The following is an 18,163-nucleotide window of genomic DNA, read 5'->3' as shown; positions in this document are numbered from 1 at the left end:
TTGTGGGTTATAAAATCGAATACCAAAAAGCCTTCCGGTACGCCGGAAGGCTTTTTGTTTGTAAAGGCTGTTTTTATCGATATCGTATACGTTAAAAACCGCTGTTGTATTTATCGTTACTCGAAGAACGTTGCTTCGTTCCGTCTTTGTCTTTTTCTTCTTCTTGCTCAAGGCGAATATCTTCTATAGGCAGTGCATCGACATTCTTCTCCGACTCGTGCATATCGAACAAGCTTTCATTTTCTGTCGGATATTGTTCGGGATGATCGAGCGCTCCTTCGCGATTGCGATCGTCCTGGTTTTGCTCAAGTTGCTTTTTTTCTTCTTTTTTCTCATCCATCGTCTGAAACACCTCCTGTTATCGGGTTCTTCTCACCTTTACCCGTAACATCAGGCGAACTAAACGCCGAATCCAATATTGTCCAATTAACGATGCTGCGTATATTGGTTTGCCGGAACGACCGAACGTATGGCTTCAAGTTCTGCTTCGCTAAGAGCCGATGCGGAAACAGCGTCAATATTGGCACGAAGTTGCTCCGAACTACTCGCCCCTGCGAGTACGCAAGACACCGTCGAAGAAGCTAATGGATAGCGAAGCGCGGTCTCTAGCATCGGACGATCAGAAGCTTGCTCAATTCCCGAACGGAAATCTCGCAATTGAGACTCGTCGTAGCCCAAATATCCTTTAGCAAGCTTATTTTCGCCGCGATCCGTTAACAAGCCGCTTGCCACAGGGCCACGTGCCAGCATTCCAATACCTTTAGATTGAAGCTGCGGGATGATATCTTCTTCCGGTCTGCGATCAAAAATACTGTATTGACTCATTACGCTGACAATCGAAGAACGAGACACATATTCACGTACTACATTGGGTCGTATCGACGAAATGCCGTAGTAGCGAATTACGCCTTCACGCTTCAATTGTTCGAAAGCTTCAATAGTGTCATCAATAGGATCGTCGAGCGTCCCTCCGTGAAGTTGATACAGATCAATATAGTCCGTACCCAGCCGATGCAGACTGTCTTTGACCGCGGATAAAATATAGTCTTTGGAAGCGTCCCAGACCCAGCCTTCTTGACCCGGTACTCGGCGATTCCCGACTTTAGTCGCCAAGATTACGTCGCTACGTCGTCCTTTGATCGCTTTGCCGACTAATTCTTCGTTTCGCCCCGCGTCATACAGATCGGACGTATCCAAAAAGTTAATCCCTAAATCTAGTGCTTCATGCAAAAGACTAACGGCTTGCTTTTCTTCTGTCCCGATCGACATACAACCAAAACCGATCTCACTCACGGAAAGATCCGAATGTCCAAGTTTGTTTTGCTTCAAATTCATGCCTTGATCCTCCTACAACTTCAAATTTCAGTCTTCGGCGCGATCGATCCAGACCGTTTTGGATGACACCGGTTCGCGTTTGCCTTCGCCAGCTTCGCGATCCGGGTATCCCAGATAAATAAAGCCTAACATTTGACCTTTTTCCCCTAGACCGAAAGATTCTGCCATCACGGGATGGTAACAAGCGGTTCCGCTGCGCCATACAGCGCCGAGACCCGAAGCATGCGCTTGAAGCAGCATATTTTGAATTGCCGCTCCGACAGACAACGTTTCTTCCAATGGAATAATTTTCGGATCTTCGACAGGATCACAACCTACCGCAATAATAACAGGAGCACGCGACACTTTTTTGTTTGCCGAGATCAGCAGTTCTTCTTTTTCCTCCGCTGAAGGCTGCGTTCCTTTTTCTGCGGCTTCTGTATCGACCATGGCGGCAACCAGACGCGAACGCCCTTCTCCTTGCAATACGAAAAACCGCCACGGTTCAGTTCGACGATGCGTCGGTGCCCAAGTTCCCGCTTCCAAAATACGCTCGATGAGTTCACGCGGTACCTCTTCATCTTTAAGGACTCCGATACTGCGACGAGTCTGGATCGCTTCAAACAATTCCATTACAATTCCCCTTTCCTACCTACATGCAAAAATATAAATTAGACGCCGCTTACTAGATCGACCGCATAGATTCGGCTTGTCGCTTGCCAAATTTCGCCGGGCTCAATCGCAAACAATCCGATCTCGTCGCTTGGCAGCTTTTCATTCGGTGCATTGACCATATTCACTTGAGGTTCCGGGCAGATAAATGATCCGCCGGCTCCGCTGTTCCAAATCATCCAATGACGATATGAAGTACCAACGTCGTATACGACTTTGACTCCAATCCGAGTATCGGTAATCTCTGCACGGTTACGCCCTTGTTGCGGCACTGCTGTATAATGATTGTCCATCGAATCGACATAAGGATTGACGCCGAGTTCGCGCATTTCTTCTTCCCACTCGGTCAAAGCTTGGAATTCTCCTGTAGGGAGCATACGATTGCTCATTTCTCGGCGCTGCCCGATCGTAACTTTGATTGTGCAATCGTCCGACTGACTTTCTTTGGCAAAAGGCGCGTTCAACGCCGTATGGAAAGCAAGCAATGCCGGGAATTCCCGTCCTGATTCGTTCAATAGGGTTACGTCTTGTTCAAGACCCAAAGCGCTCAACGAATAACGAATTCGCAGAGTGAACGCATAAGGAAAATATTCATACATCCGATGACCTTCGTCAACGCGATGAGTAACCGTCACAAAACTTTCGGCTTCCGAAGCTCCGAACGCTTCGACTTCCCACGGTAGCGTATGTACATACCCATGCAAAAAGTTACCGGTTGCTTCTTCATTGATCGGGAAATGATACTCTTCACCGTTCCATTTCAACAGACCCCCGTCGTACCGATTCGGAGGGAACAATGGCGGAATCCCATGCGTACCGGGATCAGCTACAAAAGCTTGCATATCTTCAGGTTCGCGCAAAAAATTAAATTCACGCTTCTTATCGCGAAAAGCGATCAGATTGCCGCCAATTTTCGGAAGCACGGCTGCTTCATAATCACCGTAATTCAACCAAATTGCTTCTTCTCCTTGATATTCGCCACGTTTGGCTTCATAGACTGGAGGTGTTCCGGGAATTGGATTCATGGATATAGGCTCCTTTAAATCAAAATGGAAACGCTCAACTTTCATTATATCCTTACCCTTAAGGCGCTTTCAAATGACTTTTAATCAGAATCTGACTGATCTTCTTTTTTATTGGGAGTTGTTTTTGGCAAATCCGCTCCAAAAGCCAAAAACAACTCATAAGATTGGATCTGCTCACCGCCGCGCTTTCGTTCATAAGGTTCGAATAACTTTTGCATACGAAGGAAAAGTTCTTCCGCTTCTTCCGGGTTCATATATAGCTTATTTTGCATAAACTTTCCGCTATCGCCTTCGCCTGTAACCCGCTCCAAAAATGTTTCTTTCGTTTGATCGAATTGTTCGGCAATCAAGCGGCGAACATTCGACCAATACACACCGCGCATTTCAGGTTGAATTTCTGCGGCTTTAATCTCGATTTGACCGGAATACGACGCATAATATTTTGCCACAATGCCGTTAATGACTTCGGTATGATCGATCGTCACTAGACCAATAGATTCTAATTTTTTTACATGATAATACACTTTTGCCGGCACTTCGCCCATACGATCCGCGACTTCTTTTACCGTTGCCGGTCTGCCAAAATCCAAAAATGTTTTTAAAATTCGAAGCCGATACGGATCTGAATAAATCTTGATTTCTTCCACCGTATTTAAGATTTTATTATCTTGATTGTCCACGCTTCCAGCTCCCGATTTTTCGTCGTCGGCTCGTCTATACAACGAACCCTGTCCTTTTTCATTATAGGTGAAAACGAACAGGGTGCACAAAAACCTTCTATTTTAATGTACGAAGTTTTGGAGTCATGACGATCACGACTGTCGGGATCAAAACCAGCCCACACATAATGAGATACAAAGGAGATAACTGAATTTGTTCAGCGAGTGCACCCGATAACGCACTACCGATCGGGAAAGCTGCTAGACATAACGTGTTAAATAAGGAAGCTACGCGACCGAGCAACTGAGGCGGTGTTTCTTCCATCACATAAGCGGTAGCCGGTGAAGCAATCAGATTGATCGATAATCCTAATAGTAGATAAAGACCTGCTGCAAAGATCAAAGCGATCTGCGGCGATTGAATAAGTGGCGGAAGCGGCATCAAGCCAATCGAAATTCCCATGATTACAAATCCGGCAATCATCAATGTTCCTTTTCGCACCGAAGATCCGATTTGCCCGAGAATCAATCCGCCTATAATCATACCGACTGCCATACCAATACTGAGCGCACTCAGCGCACTTGGACCTTGCTCCAAAAGTTCTCCTACATAAGCGGCTTCCAAAGCTTCGATCGGTGAGACCGCAAAATTCAAAAAAGTCGCCAAACCAATAATGAGGAGTAGCATTTTTTGATGAATCAGATAAGAAAATCCAGATAATAGTTCTTGCCCAAACCGTGACGCCGATAAATTTCCAGAAGCCTTTTCCTGATCCGAACGCGGAGACGGAACGACCAGCAATACCCAAGCCGATAACAGCAACATGAGTACGTTAAGCCCAAATGCGCCGCCAAGCCCGACCCAAGCGATCAATGCGCCTGATAATGCAAATCCGCCGAGTCTAGCGGTCTGTGCCGCCGAAGCCATTAACGAATTTCCGGGCATAATCTGTTCTTTGGAAAGCAGTTGCGGCAACCACGACATCATGGCTGGATTCGAAAACGCGGCGACGGACGATAATAACATCGAAAGAACAAATAGATGCCATACTTCAATCGTTCCGCTGATATAAAGCAAAGCGGTTCCAGCAACGATTGCGCCTCGGATAACAGCGCTGACGATTGCCGTACGTTTTTTTGACCATCGATCTACCCATACTCCAGCAAAAACACCTAATACAATCGTGGGTAAAGTACCGACAGCGAATAAAGTACCCATCAGCAATTTTGATCCGGTCAGCAAATAAACGAGCCAACTATAAGCGATAACGTCTACAGAATCTCCAAAATTGGATAACACACGTGAGATTAAAATCTGACGAAACGATCGATGGTTCCAAAGTGACTTCAACCCTCCTTTTTTGGATGGAGCGGTCGTAAGAGTCGGGATTGCCGTATCTTGCATCATGATTCCTCCTCAAAATTTAATTAACGTTAAAATATTTTTAATGTTAATCTTATTTTAACGATCATTAATCTATTTGCAAGAGGTTTCGTTAAATTTTTTTTGACGTGGCTACATAAATAAAACGCCTTGCTTCAAAGCAAGACGTTTGGCTTGTTTAAATTTTGATTTGTACGCCTTCTCGCGCTGAGCGAATACACGCTTCGACCAGTTTCATATTATGTACCGCATCTTCAGCCGAATAAGGAAGCTCTTGTTCACCGAATACCGCACGCGCAAAATGATCCGATTGAAGAATATAGTGATTGATTCCGTGGATTTTTTCTTCGCGATGCTCTTGATCGGTATCTACGATGATTTGCGGATTTTCCCGCCAACCAAACATAAACGGAAGTTCGATCCGCCCTTTTGTACCTGTAATTTCAAAAAACGATCGGTTATACGCCCACATGCTGCATTCGAACATCAACGATATGCCGCCCGGAAAAGCTAATAATCCAGAAGCCGCCATATCGACATGATCGTGTTCGGGAGAAAAGAAAGCATGCGCGGATGCCCATAGAGGTTCACTTTGCATGATCATTCGGGCTGCCGAGATCGGATATACCCCGATATCGTAAATCGAACCCCCGCCCATCGCTTGATGAAATCTGACATTTCCCGTATCATCCGGTGTGCAATAATTGAAAACGCCTCGCATAAAGCGAATATCTCCAATTTCACCCGAATCCATAATTTCGCGTACCCGGCGGTGCTTGTCACTATATCGATACATAAAAGCTTCCGCAAAACAAACCCCATTCTCTCGGCAAGCTTCTACCATTTCTATTGTTTCTTGTGTATTTAAAGACGCTGGTTTTTCACATAAAATATGCTTTCCGGCTTGAGCGCCGCGTATTGCCCATTCCCGGTGTAGATGATTCGGAAGCGGAATGTAGAGTGCATCGATATCAGGATCGTCGATCAACTGCTCATAGCTGCCGTAATAACGCTCGATACCCAACCGTTGCGCCATCTCTTGCGCTTTGCTTTCATCGCGACTGGCGATCGCTTGCACAAGTCCTAATTCAGATTGCTGCGTAGCCGGGATAAAAGCATGTTCGGCTATTGCCGCTGTTCCTACAACTCCCCATCTTAACTTTTTATTCATCCTGCGTCCCTCCTTATGTTGAGCTTCTTCGATGGTAACGCTTTCTTCTTCGTTTGCCAATGATCTTTTTATTCAAAAAGGACACGCCTGTCTCTGGAACGAGTAGCGTGTCTTTTTGATGTACTTTATTTGATCAACTGTGCTTGAATCCTGATCTTGGACTACGTACCGAAATTATCTTCAGCCGCTTTGTTCAACATCCCCAAGCAGCGATCCAGATCCGTTTTCACTTGTTTTTTATACAAATTCGCTTTCTCAGGTCCATCTTCTGTGAAATGATACAATACGATTTCTTGGAAATCGACACGCGGGTCATTGCCTTTGAGCTGCTTCGTGCGATAAAAAACACCTTCGTGTACCAGTTCGTGCAAAGCACGGTAAATTTCACTTTGCGGAGGAACATACCCGAAGGGCTTGAAGTTTTCCTTCATTTCTTCGAGCATCTGATATCCGTATCCGCGCTGCTGCTCAACCATGGTGATCAGGTACAGTTTGATAAATGCCCGTTGGGCGATCATGAAGGCCATGCTTTTCTCCTCCTTTACGGGTGAACGTCTGTTCCCTATTATTATAAACAACTTTGCAGGCTTTCACATCTTTTCTTATCTTTTTTCTTGTAAAAAGAGCGTAGCGAACCTTTTTTCCTTTTTTCAGAAGGAGATCAAAGCGAAACGTATACGCAGTAAATGAAGGAAGTAATCTTGTTTTTCTATTGTGAATTTTTCATGTATTGAAATAATTAAAAATTAGGACGTTCTGCAATAATCAATTTCAATTCGCCTATTGGAGCTTCGGACAAACGATACAACTCGTTATAAGGATCGGCAATTAATCCGTAAAAAAGAGCAAAAGCAGGTTCGGTCTTCAATCCTTCGATTTTAAGCTGACGGATTTTTTCGGTAGCTGCCGGAACATCCAAAGCCAACAGCCTCCGCTCTGCAATCATATGCCGACATCCATTCTGATCGTGTACCGGCTTATTTTGCCCAAATAACTCAATCGGAATCCCTTGCAACGTAAACCGAACAATCACACAAGCTTCACCGTCTTCTGTATTACTGTGTAAGGTCATAAACTTTTCGAATTCGCCAAAAAGCGTCTGACAAGTTTCTAAAAACTCGTCAAAATCAGGGACTTCACACAAAATATCGATATCGCTTCCCGGAATATTTAGCCCGATCGGAAAAGTCCCTGCGATAGACGGCGAATAAGCCGCTAGTTGAACCAGTATAATGCTGTCGTGCAATAGCTTTGCGATTCGTTGCTGCTCTTCACTGCCTTGCTCCAGCCAGCGTAATCCTTCTTCCCCGGTCGGTGGGTCGACTAAGTCAGAGAAGTGATTAGAATTGTAAGAACTATTCATTGAAAAACCCTCCTTGCTAATTTGCGCTTGGCTTCGATGATGCCCGAATACAACGTGTTTGTCAAAACACAAAAAAGACGCCCGAAGGCGTCTTTTAGACTATTCATATAAATAAGCGACTTTACATATTCCGATCGCCACGCGGCGGCAACGTATCCGAAGGATCGTCGACGGAACGACGTCGATCCGCTTCGCTAAGATTGTCAGACGAATACCGATTCGTCATGCCCACTTGTTCGCCTTCGCGATTCATTTCCGAATCTATCGAACCCCCGGTACGCATTTCGTTACCATAACCTTCTTCGGTCATGCCATAACGGTCTGCATTCAACGAACGGTTATCGCGGAACGAACTATACACATCGCCGCTCCGGCTGTCTTCATCGACCAATACCAAAATATTACCTTGATTCAGCTGGTCTTGGTATTCTTCCGCTTCGTTCTCCGGAATACCTAAGCCGACTAAACCGCCGACCAGACCTCCCGCACCGGCTCCGACTGCTAGTCCGGCTAGAGACGCTGCTAGAGGTCCCGCCGCCAAGATCGGTCCGATACCCGGAATTGCGAGAGCGCCCACACCTGCCAGCAATCCGGTTACGCCGCCAAGTACGCCGCCTGTCGCTGCACCTGCCGCAAGACCTTCCGGTGCTTTCGTACCAGTCTCCTCGTCAATCGCTCTGAGGTCGTTGCGATCTTTTGCCACTACCGAAATTTCGTCTGATGTAAATCCACGGTCTTGAAGGTTTCGTATCGCTTGCGAAGCTTCCTGTTCGTTTGCAAAAACGCCCACTATCTTCTTAGCCATGTCTAAACTCCTCCTTCATCGTTTTCCACTCTGGGTTGGGATTACGTTCGTTTCTTTATTACCCGGCGCAGAAGGCATTAAACGATATTTTGATGAAGTTTTGATCGCTAAATCGATTAAAATCTTTTCTAAAAAGTTTTAATTTCGAGGACGCACCTGTCTGGTTGCTTGCGCTTCATAAGGATTTTCCGGCCAATAGTGTTTGGGATATCGACCTTTTAAATCTTTTTTCACATCAAAATAAGTTTCTTTCCAAAAGTTTTCTAAATCCGATGTGATTTGAACCGGACGCTGAGCAGGAGAAAGAAGCTGAATCGTCAAAGCTACGCGTCCGTATCCAATCTTCGGCGTTTGAATTTGTCCGAACATCTCTTGTAATTTCACGGCAATAAAAGGACGATGCGGATCGCTGTAATCAATCGCGATTCGAGAACCGCTGGGTACGGTATAACGAGTCGGAGCTTCATCATCCAAAACGCGCCGCTGCTCCCACGGCAATCGGTGCTCTAAAATTTGCAACAGATTTAACTTTTTGAATTGAGCAATATTTCGAATACCCGACAAATAAGGCATAAGCCACTCTTCAAGTTCCATTAATAAGGAATCATCGTCAGCAGCCGGAAACTGCGGATCGACATGATTCATAAAGATCATCCGACTTTGCAGTTCTTTGGCAGGTTTGCTCCACGGCAACAATCGTCCTTTGGTCGTACGAATACCGTCGATCCATGCCGCCGCTACCGATTCCGGGTCTGGATCAGATACGTGCACCGATTGAAGAATCACCGCTCCAATGCGGCGTACCCGCTGCGCAGATACGCGTTCTTGATCTCGCTGCCACTCCACGACAACTTCTTCTATCCCTTCTTCGGCGGCAAAAGTATTCAAATCTTCGGAATCCAGTGGCGCGGCAAGCCAAATTCGTCCTTCTACGCCTTGATCGTCGATATCGGCAACGACCAGATAAAGTTCGCGCGACAATAACTCTCGCTCAGACAGATACACGCCTCGTCCTCCGCTTAGCAAAAACTTTCCTTTTCCTCTAAGCTGCGCAATCCGATCAGGGAAAGCATAGGCTAAAAGCAATCCGGCTCGGTTATGATCCATGTTAGAGTGATCGACCTCGGGAGCGCCGGCAAGGCGACGTAATCGAGCAGCACGTTCAATTATTCGATCTTGCGGCGAACGGGAATTCACTGACGATCTTTTTGCCGATGATGCCGATGAATTTTGCAATTCTTGCAAACGAGGTAATAACGAGACATGATCGGTCACATTGCCGATTGTTGCCGATGAAGCCGAAGTTTGCTCTTGCAGCAATGCTGCCAGATCGCAAGCCATTCCCGGCAATCCGCTCTCCATCTTCGCGGCTCGGCGAATCATTCTCGCCAAGCGAGGATGCACGCCGAGCGTATTCATCGCGATTCCTTCTTCGGTGATCTGATGCTCTGCATTCAGCGCATGTAATCGCTGAAGCAATTTTTGCGCTTCGGCAAATCCGGCTGCCGGAGGTGCATCGATCCAGTCCAACTCGTTTGGGTCGCGGACGCCCCATGCGGCAAGTTCAAGCGCTAGCGGCGCCAGGTCGCTTTGCAAAATTTCCGGCACGCGCGAAGTGGGCATCGCGGACTCTTCTTCAAGACTCCATAGCCGGTAACAAATACCCGGCGCTGTTCGCCCGGCGCGACCTCGACGCTGATCGGCGGACTCGATCGATTCCGTCAAGGTCACTAACCGCGACATGCCGGTTCGCGGCGAAAACATCTGGGTCCGAATCAGACCGCTATCGACGACAGCGGTGATTCCTTCGACGGTAATGCTCGATTCCGCAAGCGTCGTCGACAATACAATCTTCCGCTTGCCAGCCGCGGAAGCTCTGACTGCGCGGCGCTGCTCGCCTTGCCCCAGCCCGCCGTGCAGGGCGTGGATTTCCGCGTCCGGCAATGCGCCGGAGCGCAGCAGTTCTTCCCGTGCGCGCGAAATCTCGCGCACCCCCGGCAGGAATACGAGAATTCCGCCTTCTGTTTCAACCCAAGCTCGGCGCACCGCTTGCGCGACTTGCCGCTCCAGCGGAAGTTCCCGGCTGCTTCCGATATGTACGGTTGCTACCGGATAGACCCTGCCTTCGCTTGCGATGACATCCGCTCCGCCCAAGAGCTGAATCAGCGGCACCGGATCAATCGTCGCCGACATGATCAAAATCCGCAAATCTTCACGGAATACCGCGCGGCTTTGCAGCGCAAAAGCAAGACCTAGATCTCCTTGCAAATTGCGCTCATGAAATTCGTCGAAAATAATTAACCCGACGTCTTCAAGCGACGGATCGTTTTGAAGCATACGCGTCAAGATCCCTTCCGTCACGATTTCGACTTGGGTTTTTGCGCCGGATTTGCTATCCAGTGCAATCCGGTAACCGATGGTCTCGCCTGCTTTTTCGCCAAGCGATTCGGCGATATAATCCGCAGCCGATACGGCAGCCAATCGCCTCGGCTCCAGCATCAAAACTTTGCGTCCTTCTAGCCAAGCTTCTTGCAACAAAGCAGGCGGAACCCTTGTCGTTTTGCCTGCCCCCGGCTGTGCAATCAAAATTGTCGGACGATTTTGTGTCAGACTATGTTTGAGTTTTGGCAAAACATGATCAACCGGAAATTGTTCTTGAACTTTTTCTTCAGCCATCCGTACAAAAGCTCCTTTTATTTTGATCTTGATTCTTGGTCGTTCGATTTTCGTGTCGTATACTTAAACGTACAAGTTGATTTCAACACAAAGGAAGTGAACAACGATGAGACGCGGACGTTTCGCCCCGACGCCATCGGGAAAAATGCACTTGGGAAATGCCCGTACCGCTCTGCTGGCATGGCTGCATATCCGATCGCTCAAAGGCGAGTTTGTGCTACGTATGGAAGATATCGATACCGAACGTTCGCGTGAAAAATGGGCGAAGTTAGCCCTGCTTGATCTACGCTGGCTCGGTTTAGATTGGGACGAAGGCCCGGACGTTGGCGGCCGCTATGCTCCTTATACCCAAAGCGAGCGACTGGATCGGTATGCAGCCGGCTTACAACACCTTCAAGCCAAAGGCGCTGTCTATCCTTGTTATTGCAGCCGCGCCGATATTTTATCTGCAGCCAGCGCCCCGCATGGATTGCGTTCCGAAGGCAAAGCTTACGCCGGTACTTGCCGGCATCTGACTCCCGCAGAACGTGTGGAAAAAGCCCTGCAAAAAAGCCCTTCGCTACGTTTTGCGATGCCTGAACATCGTGACGTGTCTTTTGAAGACGGCATCGCCGGAAAACAAGTTTTTGCCGCCGGCAGCGGAGGTGATTTTGTCGTTCGCCGCGCAGACGGTCTATATTCTTATCAATTGTCCGTCGTGATGGACGACGCGGATATGGGAATCACCGATGTCCTTCGGGGCTATGATTTACTGGACTCTACACCGAGACAGATTTTACTCTACGAAGCTTTGGAACTTGAAGCTCCTGCTTTTTTGCATGTCCCTTTATTAAATGGCCCTGATGGCAAACGGTTAGCGAAACGTCACGGCGGTATCGCCATTTCTTCTTTTCGCGAACGCGGCATCCCGCCTGAACGGGTTGTCGGTTGGTTAGCTTATGTCAGCGGTCTGATCGATCGCCCGGAAAGTATCTCTGCTTCCGAATTAATTCCGTCTTTTAATCTGTCTTTGATCCCCCGCGAAGCTGTCGTCGTCGATATTCCTAATCTATAAAAACTTTTCGCGAAACCCCGACATCTGATTTCTTAATCTCCATATCCCATTAAACAATCAGAATGTCGGTTTCCGAAAAGCTTCGAATCATTTAATCTTTCCCCTCTCCGTTCAATCGTTCTTTGATCCGATCCGCGTATTCCGAATACGCTCCATCCCGTGCATTCCATCCTCTTTCTTCTTCCAACATCCGAAGCTTCAGCCGCTGCGCTTTCAACCGATCTCCAATCTCTTTGCGCTCGACTTCCGACCGGCAAACCGCCAATAAATCTTCCAACTCCAAACATTCTTTCCGTAAAACCACTTCCTGCGGCAACATCCCCGCATTTTTCAAAATCCGATAAGAAACCCGGAGTTCTTCAGGAACCCCTGAGACATCATCCAACTCAATCGGCTTCCCTTTCCCCGGTAAATCATCAAACTCTCCATTCTTCACTGCTTCATCGATCTTCTTCTCTGCCAACCACGATAACCATCCCATAAGTTCCCTCCTGATCCCGAGATTTATTGATTCCATTATACCCGAAAAGCCCAGCCGAATATTCATTCGCTGGGCTTTTATGTATTCTCTTTAATTTTTCCTGCCCTTACAGCCTGCAACGCAGCTGTCTCTTTTGACCTTATCTTTGACCTTGCTCTTGGATCTTGCCGGTGTCGATCTTACAGCCCGGCTCAGCCACAGAGCCGGGTACTCCCCCTATCCTCCACCCTATCTCACTTTGAGGACGGTGAGCGCGGAGCGAGAGCGATTCCGGACCGGAGCGACTTTGGCTTCCCGTAGGGAAACAACCGGAGCGAAGGGGCGGAATCGCTCTCGCGGTCTCCCACTCTCGATGCCCCTCGCTCACTCCAACCAAAGATCAGAACAGCAAAGACTCCCCACCATCAACCGTAATCGAAGCCCCCGTCACATGCCGAGAGTCCGAAGAAGCAAGAAACACCGCTAAATCCGCGACTTCTTCCGGCGTCCCGTGACGACCTGCAAGCGGATGATCGCCTCCACGCGGGAACTCCAATGGAATCGCAATCTCATCCATGCGTGCATCTTCTTCCGTCGTTTCATCGATATTGGTCGAGATCGCTCCAGGGCAGATTGCATTCACGCGAATCTTATAACGAGCAAGCTCCAAAGCCGCCATTTTCGTAAAAGCAACTTGTCCTGCTTTCGAGGTACTGTACGGAGACATTCCTACGCTGGAATAACGAGTGTTTCCGTTAACGGAACTCGTGATGATAATACTACCGCCACCGCGTTTTTTCATATAAGGAATCGCATATTTCACAGACAAAAACATGCCGCCTAAATTCACATCAATCGTTTTACGGAACTCATTAATATCCATATGTTCGATTGGACCTTTTGCACCGTTGATTCCCGCATTCGCGAATACAGCATCCAGTCCTCCGAACCGTTCATCTACCGCTCGATATGCAGCTTCCATCGTTACCGGATCAGAGACATCGACCAGTTGAACCAAGCCCGAACCTGCTCGAATCTTTTCTAATTCTTTTTGTGCAAACTCTGCACGTTCCGGATCCAGTTCGAATAAAGCTACATTGGCTCCTTCTTCTGCAAACTTTATAGCGGCTGCCAGACCGATTCCTGAACCTGCGCCGGTAACAATTACAGTTTTGCCTTCGAAACGAGGTGATGCCATTGCAACCCACTCCTTTTTCTCTAATATAAATAGTCATATAAAAGACAGCTAGACGGCTGCTTTGATACCAAAAAATCATTACCCCAAATGTTTGTTCATTCAACCATTTTCTGCTTTTTCCAACCTTTTTCGAAAATCGACATATTTTTCTGATAAAAAGGTTTTCATTACGGGGTAGAGCGGGGTAAACACTTATGTAAATACAGTGAGAATGTATTCGGAATAACGGTTCCTAAGGAGGAATTTAAAGCACTTTCAAAAAAAATCGAGAAAATAGTAATATTTACGAAGAAATTTAATTGTTTTTTAATTTGTTTTTAAGGAAGCAAGTTTATAATACACGTAAGCACAAAAAAACATGAGGTGATTTTAGTGAAAACGACGACGATTACAGTTCAAGAAAAATTAGTCCCCGTTTACCTTGACGCCGAGAATACTCAACCTGCGCAAAAAATGATTCGATTGTTGACAAGCGCTTTAGATAATAAGTTAACCAACGGTAAACGCGCTTTGAAAAACTGTATCTCTTCTTTGATTAGTATTGAAATTGTCGGCTCTGAAGCCATTTTGCATTCGTACCGCGAAAGCGACACTCTTGCTTTATCCTTGTACTAAACAACCAAGTAGCGGTACATAAAAAAGACATTCCGAAATTCCGGAATGTCTTTTTTCATGCTTTTGTTTGTTGTGACTGAGATGTATAGGGTTTAACTCATACTCACACGTTCATCCAACAGTTTTTGCGTAAATTCCGAAAATTCTTTATTCAGATGATTCAGTTGATCGGTCAGGCTACTAAATTCTCCGAGCAGATGTGCTTGTTCGTTAGAAGCATCCGAGATCGAGGTGATTTCCTGCTGCATCCGTACGATGCTGTCTTGGACATTATTTAATGCTTGTTCGATACTTTGCGTAGCTTGTTTCGTATCGACAGACAATTTACGTACTTCGCTTGCTACGACCTGGAATCCGGCACCCAGTTCGCCAACGCGAGCCGCTTCGATTGCGGCGTTTAAGCCAAGCATATTCGTTTGTTCCGAAATTTCACGAATAAACGATGTAACTTTGTTCACCTCGCGCGCATCGCTAACCGCACGACCCGAATTTTCCCGAATCTCTGTCGTCGCAGCTGCCAATTGCTGGGATTGCGCCGCGATCGAAGCCACGAAGTCTGTCAAAGAACGGCTAACCGACTCCATCCGTTCTCCGAAGCCGTACAAGAATTCTTCGCTCTTTAGTGTGTAAGCGACAGCTAATGCGCCGACGACTTTGCCTTCTTCGTCGAATATCGGAATCCCTTTCGCTTCAAGCTCCGCTCCATAAGCAGCAGCAGGAAGACGAGCACTGGATAATTGCCCGGTAAGTGCTTTTTTCAAATTTAGATCTTCCGGTGGAATAGGCGAACCGGCAGTTAAGCCGAAATCAAGATCTGTAGACGGTGCATAATACAGAAACTTTTCCCGGTCCGTAAGGCCGATCATAAAGTCTTCGTTGGTGATTTTTTTCAAGTAAGGGATACTTATTACAAGCGCTTCCAAAATATTCATGATGTTTCCTTCTCTCTTTAGGCGCGATGCCTCTGATGGTATGGTTGCTTACTCCTTATCTTCGTCATATTCACTGTTTTTATAAAGAGCTACTGTGCAAAAAGAAAGGTTCTTCCTTAATTTCACGATCCGACATAAAATAAATGAGTAAAATCCGCATTCTGTTTACAATTCATGATATAATTAAAAGAATCTTAGCATTGGTAACACTAACTTTCCTGTGGGAAGTTTGGAGGTGAACTCATGAAGAACTCAACACTTTGTCCTCGTTTTGAACGCGGGATGCAAATTTTATCGCAACGCTGGAACGGGTTGATTATTTATCGTTTATTATCCGGGCCGCAGCGTTTTTGCAATATTCAATCGGCTTTCCCTGTGAGTGGACGTCTTTTATCTGAACGTCTCAAAGACCTTGAGAAAGAAGGCATCGTTGTACGCCATGTATACGCAGAGACGCCTGTTCGAATTGAATATGAATTAACTGAAAAAGGCCATGCTCTCCAATCAACGATCGCTTGTATTCAAGGATGGTCGGACGAATGGATTAACGAGCCTGAATCTTCTGACGCTCTTGCATCTTGTCAAGAGCAAATGACTCAACCTGCTTTGGATTGCGAAGAATCCGAAGCCAATATGCAAACAAAATAAGAGGTTCCTCCGGGAGCCTCTTATTTTTGCTTTTTTCACTTTTGTCGTAGAAAAAAAATTAAGAAGTCAATCGCTCTGCTTTCTCAGCTTCACGAATGCGAATTGCCAACAATTTGGCTAAGTTTTTTTTGGTTTTATCACTGGTTACATGGCTAAGCTTACTCCAAATAAAACGATCGATCGACATACGTTTCAGCTCCCTCAACTTACGAAATAAGATCAGCTTATACAATGAATACAACCTTTTTAATCTACGACAAAAGAAGAACACTTCACGTTCTACATGCCCTAAATAAACACATTTTTTTTATCCTAAACGATATGGCGGTTCAAAATATTTTGTATGTACGCCAGTCGTTTCCAAATCGATCTAAAAAGCGGATGTCCGTTCGCTTTCGACTTCTTCTGCGTAAATTTCAAGAATCGGTCGCATCGTTAGCGAACTGATAAAAGCATAACAAGTGATCTCTGCTTGTCGCCCTTCCGGTCGATCTTCCAATATTTCTTGGATAAAGGGATCGGCTTTCGCCATCGTAATAGGAAGCAGTTCATACGTATCCAAAGCTTCCAGTTCTTGACCGACTGCGTTGCGATCGCGGCTTCCTATAACTCCTTTGAATCGAAAAATCGCTTTGCTTCCGTCCCATAGACGAAATTCGATTCTCGCTGCTGATTCCAGTAATAATACCGATTCGATGGTTCCATCGCTAAGTGAAATGTCTCCGATAAACAATTGCTGCGTCATTTCGATTCTTCCTTCCTTTTTTAGCTTTCTTTCTTCTGCACTTCGGTAAGGTTAGCATATATCCCTACCTTTGCCTACGGATGTTTGACGCAAAAAAACCTTTACCGAAGACGATGAATATCTTCAATAAAGGTTTCTTCACACAGCCCCTATATATTCTTTTTAGAATTAACCGATTTGCAAAGAGACATCTTCGATCTCTTTCGGTTCTTCGACTTGCACTTTCTTGGAAGTTGGCAATTCGCCAAATACTTCGCTAAAGATCGTGTGGCTTTGTACTTCTGCGGTGACTTCTTTGATTTTTTGCGATTCTTCGTCACGGCGCGCAATCATCAAATCTAATTTTTGTTCGATTTCTCGTTCTACATGCGCGAGGTCGCGAACATCGAACATATAATCTTTTTGCCCGAATCGACCCAGAAGTTCTTGGTATTTGGTTGCCCAACCGAGTGCCAATACCGGAATCCCGTCTTTGTACGCATGGATGATTGAATGGTAACGCGACGCGACGATAAATTGAAATTGATCCAAAATATGATGAATTTCGATACAATCATATTCATTCTCCAGAAGTACGACCCGCGCATCTTCGGGATAATATTGTTTGATGCCTTTGCAGATTTCTAAATCTTCGGTCGAATGACGAAGCAGATAGACGTTTTTGCCACGTTTGAGCAGATGATCGGTCATTTTGCGATAAGCTTGCAGCAGATCTTCGCGCGAACCGTACTTCATCGTTTTGACATTCGGTACGATACCAACTGAATTTGCTTTGACATAGACGCGTTCATTCGGTTGATACGCCCCGGGTTTGAACAATACGTCCAAATCATAATCACTGCTGCCCTGCAAAACCAAGTCCATTGAACGCTTCAAATTTTTAGTCGTAAAGCGACTCATAAACTGCATCCCTTCATCCTCACGTGCATATATGTAAGTCGGATAAGTGATGTACTTTTTAATCAAAGCCATAATGATCGATTTATACTTGCTTTCGTATTCAAAAGGCCCGAAAGATTGAGGCATCAAGACCATCGGTACTTTATACCGTTTTGCCAGCATAATATTGACCAGATAATTCACAGAATGACGAATGGTAAATTGTGAAGACAATGCGAATCCGCTAATATCGATCATCATATCTGTATCTTTCATAATTCGCTCCATATCACCGCGCGTTACGTTGACGTGTTCAGCATTTGGGATCAGTTTGCCTAATGTTCCAAAAACGCCGCCTAGCATTTCAATTTTAAGTTTTTTACCGATTTTAATGATATCAAATGCGTAACCGCGGTCCGGATCGATACAATTGACTAAAATTTCTTTGTCAGGAAAACGTTTTTTAATTTCATTAATCACCGTAAAGGTCATAGCTTGAGCACCTTTGTTCTCCATTTGTCCGCCTACAATTAAAATTTTGCTCATTTTTTCATCACTCCTTA

The 18,163-nt window shown here is 46.0% G+C and carries 20 protein-coding genes; 3 read left to right on the top strand and 17 right to left on the bottom strand.

The features are described 5' to 3' along the window. Positions 1-91: 91 nt before the first annotated feature. The 11 genes from NOM90_RS00185 to hrpB form a co-directional block, all read right to left on the bottom strand. Positions 92-340, bottom strand: a complete 249-nt coding sequence (locus tag NOM90_RS00185) for a hypothetical protein (RefSeq protein WP_255939089.1) — start codon at positions 338-340, stop codon at positions 92-94. A gap of 86 nt (positions 341-426) precedes the next feature. Further along, on the bottom strand, positions 427-1,329 hold the full coding sequence (locus tag NOM90_RS00180; protein WP_255940490.1) for an aldo/keto reductase: 903 nt from the start codon (positions 1,327-1,329) through the stop codon (positions 427-429). Positions 1,330-1,362: 33 nt separating this feature from the next. Next, on the bottom strand, positions 1,363-1,947 hold the full coding sequence (locus NOM90_RS00175; protein WP_255939086.1) for a nitroreductase family protein: 585 nt from the start codon (positions 1,945-1,947) through the stop codon (positions 1,363-1,365). Positions 1,948-1,985: 38 nt separating this feature from the next. Beyond that, on the bottom strand, positions 1,986-3,011 hold the full coding sequence (locus tag NOM90_RS00170) for an aldose 1-epimerase (RefSeq protein ID WP_255939083.1): 1,026 nt from the start codon (positions 3,009-3,011) through the stop codon (positions 1,986-1,988). Positions 3,012-3,091: 80 nt separating this feature from the next. Then, positions 3,092-3,691, bottom strand: coding sequence for an ArsR/SmtB family transcription factor (locus NOM90_RS00165; RefSeq protein ID WP_255939081.1), 600 nt, complete (start codon positions 3,689-3,691; stop codon positions 3,092-3,094). Between the two features lie 97 nt (positions 3,692-3,788). Next, on the bottom strand, positions 3,789-5,078 hold the full coding sequence (locus tag NOM90_RS00160) for an MFS transporter (protein ID WP_255939080.1): 1,290 nt from the start codon (positions 5,076-5,078) through the stop codon (positions 3,789-3,791). 154 nt (positions 5,079-5,232) lie between these two features. Beyond that, entirely contained in the window at positions 5,233-6,225 is a 993-nt protein-coding gene (locus NOM90_RS00155) for a Gfo/Idh/MocA family protein (protein WP_255939079.1), read from the bottom strand. Positions 6,226-6,386: 161 nt separating this feature from the next. After that, a complete protein-coding gene (locus NOM90_RS00150) occupies positions 6,387-6,752 on the bottom strand; it encodes a replication termination protein (RefSeq protein ID WP_255939078.1) in 366 nt (121 codons plus the stop codon). A gap of 212 nt (positions 6,753-6,964) precedes the next feature. After that, on the bottom strand, positions 6,965-7,588 hold the full coding sequence (locus NOM90_RS00145) for a DUF4269 domain-containing protein (RefSeq protein ID WP_255939077.1): 624 nt from the start codon (positions 7,586-7,588) through the stop codon (positions 6,965-6,967). A 121-nt stretch (positions 7,589-7,709) separates the two neighbouring features. Beyond that, the gene (locus NOM90_RS00140; protein ID WP_255939075.1) at positions 7,710-8,393 is read right to left on the bottom strand and encodes a general stress protein; all 684 of its coding nucleotides are present in this window, start codon (positions 8,391-8,393) and stop codon (positions 7,710-7,712) included. Positions 8,394-8,531: 138 nt separating this feature from the next. Then, positions 8,532-11,069, bottom strand: a complete 2,538-nt coding sequence (gene hrpB, locus NOM90_RS00135) for an ATP-dependent helicase HrpB (RefSeq protein ID WP_255939073.1) — start codon at positions 11,067-11,069, stop codon at positions 8,532-8,534. A 106-nt stretch (positions 11,070-11,175) separates the two neighbouring features. Here hrpB and gluQRS point away from each other — a divergent pair, with 106 nt between their 5' ends. After that, a complete protein-coding gene (gene gluQRS, locus NOM90_RS00130; protein WP_255939072.1) occupies positions 11,176-12,123 on the top strand; it encodes a tRNA glutamyl-Q(34) synthetase GluQRS in 948 nt (315 codons plus the stop codon). Between the two features lie 91 nt (positions 12,124-12,214). On the opposite strand, the gene NOM90_RS00125 is transcribed toward gluQRS, so the two are convergent. Both NOM90_RS00125 and NOM90_RS00120 read right to left on the bottom strand, forming a co-directional pair. Further along, positions 12,215-12,604, bottom strand: a complete 390-nt coding sequence (locus NOM90_RS00125; RefSeq protein ID WP_255939071.1) for a DnaJ family domain-containing protein — start codon at positions 12,602-12,604, stop codon at positions 12,215-12,217. 379 nt (positions 12,605-12,983) lie between these two features. Then, positions 12,984-13,781, bottom strand: coding sequence for an SDR family oxidoreductase (locus tag NOM90_RS00120; protein WP_255939070.1), 798 nt, complete (start codon positions 13,779-13,781; stop codon positions 12,984-12,986). A gap of 372 nt (positions 13,782-14,153) precedes the next feature. On the opposite strand from NOM90_RS00120, the gene NOM90_RS00115 reads away from it, so the two are divergent. After that, positions 14,154-14,396: a hypothetical protein gene (locus NOM90_RS00115; protein ID WP_370866543.1), complete on the top strand. Its 243-nt coding sequence runs from the start codon at positions 14,154-14,156 to the stop codon at positions 14,394-14,396. Positions 14,397-14,488: 92 nt separating this feature from the next. Here the strand turns inward: NOM90_RS00115 and NOM90_RS19185 are convergent, their stop codons facing one another. Next, positions 14,489-15,328: a methyl-accepting chemotaxis protein gene (locus NOM90_RS19185; protein ID WP_305120881.1), complete on the bottom strand. Its 840-nt coding sequence runs from the start codon at positions 15,326-15,328 to the stop codon at positions 14,489-14,491. Between the two features lie 243 nt (positions 15,329-15,571). Between NOM90_RS19185 and NOM90_RS00105 the strand changes: the two genes are divergently transcribed. Next, entirely contained in the window at positions 15,572-15,976 is a 405-nt protein-coding gene (locus NOM90_RS00105; RefSeq protein WP_255939068.1) for a winged helix-turn-helix transcriptional regulator, read from the top strand. Between the two features lie 58 nt (positions 15,977-16,034). On the opposite strand, the gene NOM90_RS00100 is transcribed toward NOM90_RS00105, so the two are convergent. The 3 genes from NOM90_RS00100 to NOM90_RS00090 all read right to left on the bottom strand — a co-directional run bounded on the left by NOM90_RS00100 (position 16,035) and on the right by NOM90_RS00090 (position 18,146). Then, entirely contained in the window at positions 16,035-16,163 is a 129-nt protein-coding gene (locus NOM90_RS00100) for a hypothetical protein (RefSeq protein ID WP_255939067.1), read from the bottom strand. Positions 16,164-16,346: 183 nt separating this feature from the next. Then, positions 16,347-16,721, bottom strand: a complete 375-nt coding sequence (locus NOM90_RS00095; protein ID WP_255939066.1) for a hypothetical protein — start codon at positions 16,719-16,721, stop codon at positions 16,347-16,349. Between the two features lie 168 nt (positions 16,722-16,889). Next, a complete protein-coding gene (locus NOM90_RS00090) occupies positions 16,890-18,146 on the bottom strand; it encodes a polysaccharide pyruvyl transferase family protein (protein ID WP_255939065.1) in 1,257 nt (418 codons plus the stop codon). Positions 18,147-18,163 lie beyond the last annotated feature (17 nt).

The sequence above is a fragment of the Saccharibacillus sp. JS10 genome (assembly GCF_024436065.1).
Classification (GTDB): domain Bacteria; phylum Bacillota; class Bacilli; order Paenibacillales; family Paenibacillaceae; genus Saccharibacillus.
The sequence above is the reverse complement of the archived record's forward strand: the minus strand, read 5'-3'. Positions and strand labels throughout refer to the sequence as shown.

What these genes read in the sequence shown, in the direction of transcription:
- NOM90_RS00185 (WP_255939089.1), bottom strand. Translation starts at nt 340, where the DNA reads ATGGATGAGAAAAAAGAAGAAAAAAAGCAACTTGAGCAAAACCAGGAC.
- NOM90_RS00175 (WP_255939086.1), bottom strand. Translation starts at nt 1,947, where the DNA reads ATGGAATTGTTTGAAGCGATCCAGACTCGTCGCAGTATCGGAGTCCTT.
- NOM90_RS00170 (WP_255939083.1), bottom strand. Translation starts at nt 3,011, where the DNA reads ATGAATCCAATTCCCGGAACACCTCCAGTCTATGAAGCCAAACGTGGC.
- NOM90_RS00160 (WP_255939080.1), bottom strand. Translation starts at nt 5,078, where the DNA reads ATGATGCAAGATACGGCAATCCCGACTCTTACGACCGCTCCATCCAAA.
- NOM90_RS00155 (WP_255939079.1), bottom strand. Translation starts at nt 6,225, where the DNA reads ATGAATAAAAAGTTAAGATGGGGAGTTGTAGGAACAGCGGCAATAGCC.
- NOM90_RS00150 (WP_255939078.1), bottom strand. Translation starts at nt 6,752, where the DNA reads ATGGCCTTCATGATCGCCCAACGGGCATTTATCAAACTGTACCTGATC.
- NOM90_RS00145 (WP_255939077.1), bottom strand. Translation starts at nt 7,588, where the DNA reads ATGAATAGTTCTTACAATTCTAATCACTTCTCTGACTTAGTCGACCCA.
- NOM90_RS00140 (WP_255939075.1), bottom strand. Translation starts at nt 8,393, where the DNA reads ATGGCTAAGAAGATAGTGGGCGTTTTTGCAAACGAACAGGAAGCTTCG.
- hrpB (WP_255939073.1), bottom strand. Translation starts at nt 11,069, where the DNA reads ATGGCTGAAGAAAAAGTTCAAGAACAATTTCCGGTTGATCATGTTTTG.
- gluQRS (WP_255939072.1), top strand. Translation starts at nt 11,176, where the DNA reads ATGAGACGCGGACGTTTCGCCCCGACGCCATCGGGAAAAATGCACTTG.
- NOM90_RS00125 (WP_255939071.1), bottom strand. Translation starts at nt 12,604, where the DNA reads ATGGGATGGTTATCGTGGTTGGCAGAGAAGAAGATCGATGAAGCAGTG.
- NOM90_RS00120 (WP_255939070.1), bottom strand. Translation starts at nt 13,781, where the DNA reads ATGGCATCACCTCGTTTCGAAGGCAAAACTGTAATTGTTACCGGCGCA.
- NOM90_RS19185 (WP_305120881.1), bottom strand. Translation starts at nt 15,328, where the DNA reads ATGAATATTTTGGAAGCGCTTGTAATAAGTATCCCTTACTTGAAAAAA.
- NOM90_RS00105 (WP_255939068.1), top strand. Translation starts at nt 15,572, where the DNA reads ATGAAGAACTCAACACTTTGTCCTCGTTTTGAACGCGGGATGCAAATT.
- NOM90_RS00100 (WP_255939067.1), bottom strand. Translation starts at nt 16,163, where the DNA reads ATGTCGATCGATCGTTTTATTTGGAGTAAGCTTAGCCATGTAACCAGT.
- NOM90_RS00095 (WP_255939066.1), bottom strand. Translation starts at nt 16,721, where the DNA reads ATGACGCAGCAATTGTTTATCGGAGACATTTCACTTAGCGATGGAACC.
- NOM90_RS00090 (WP_255939065.1), bottom strand. Translation starts at nt 18,146, where the DNA reads ATGAGCAAAATTTTAATTGTAGGCGGACAAATGGAGAACAAAGGTGCT.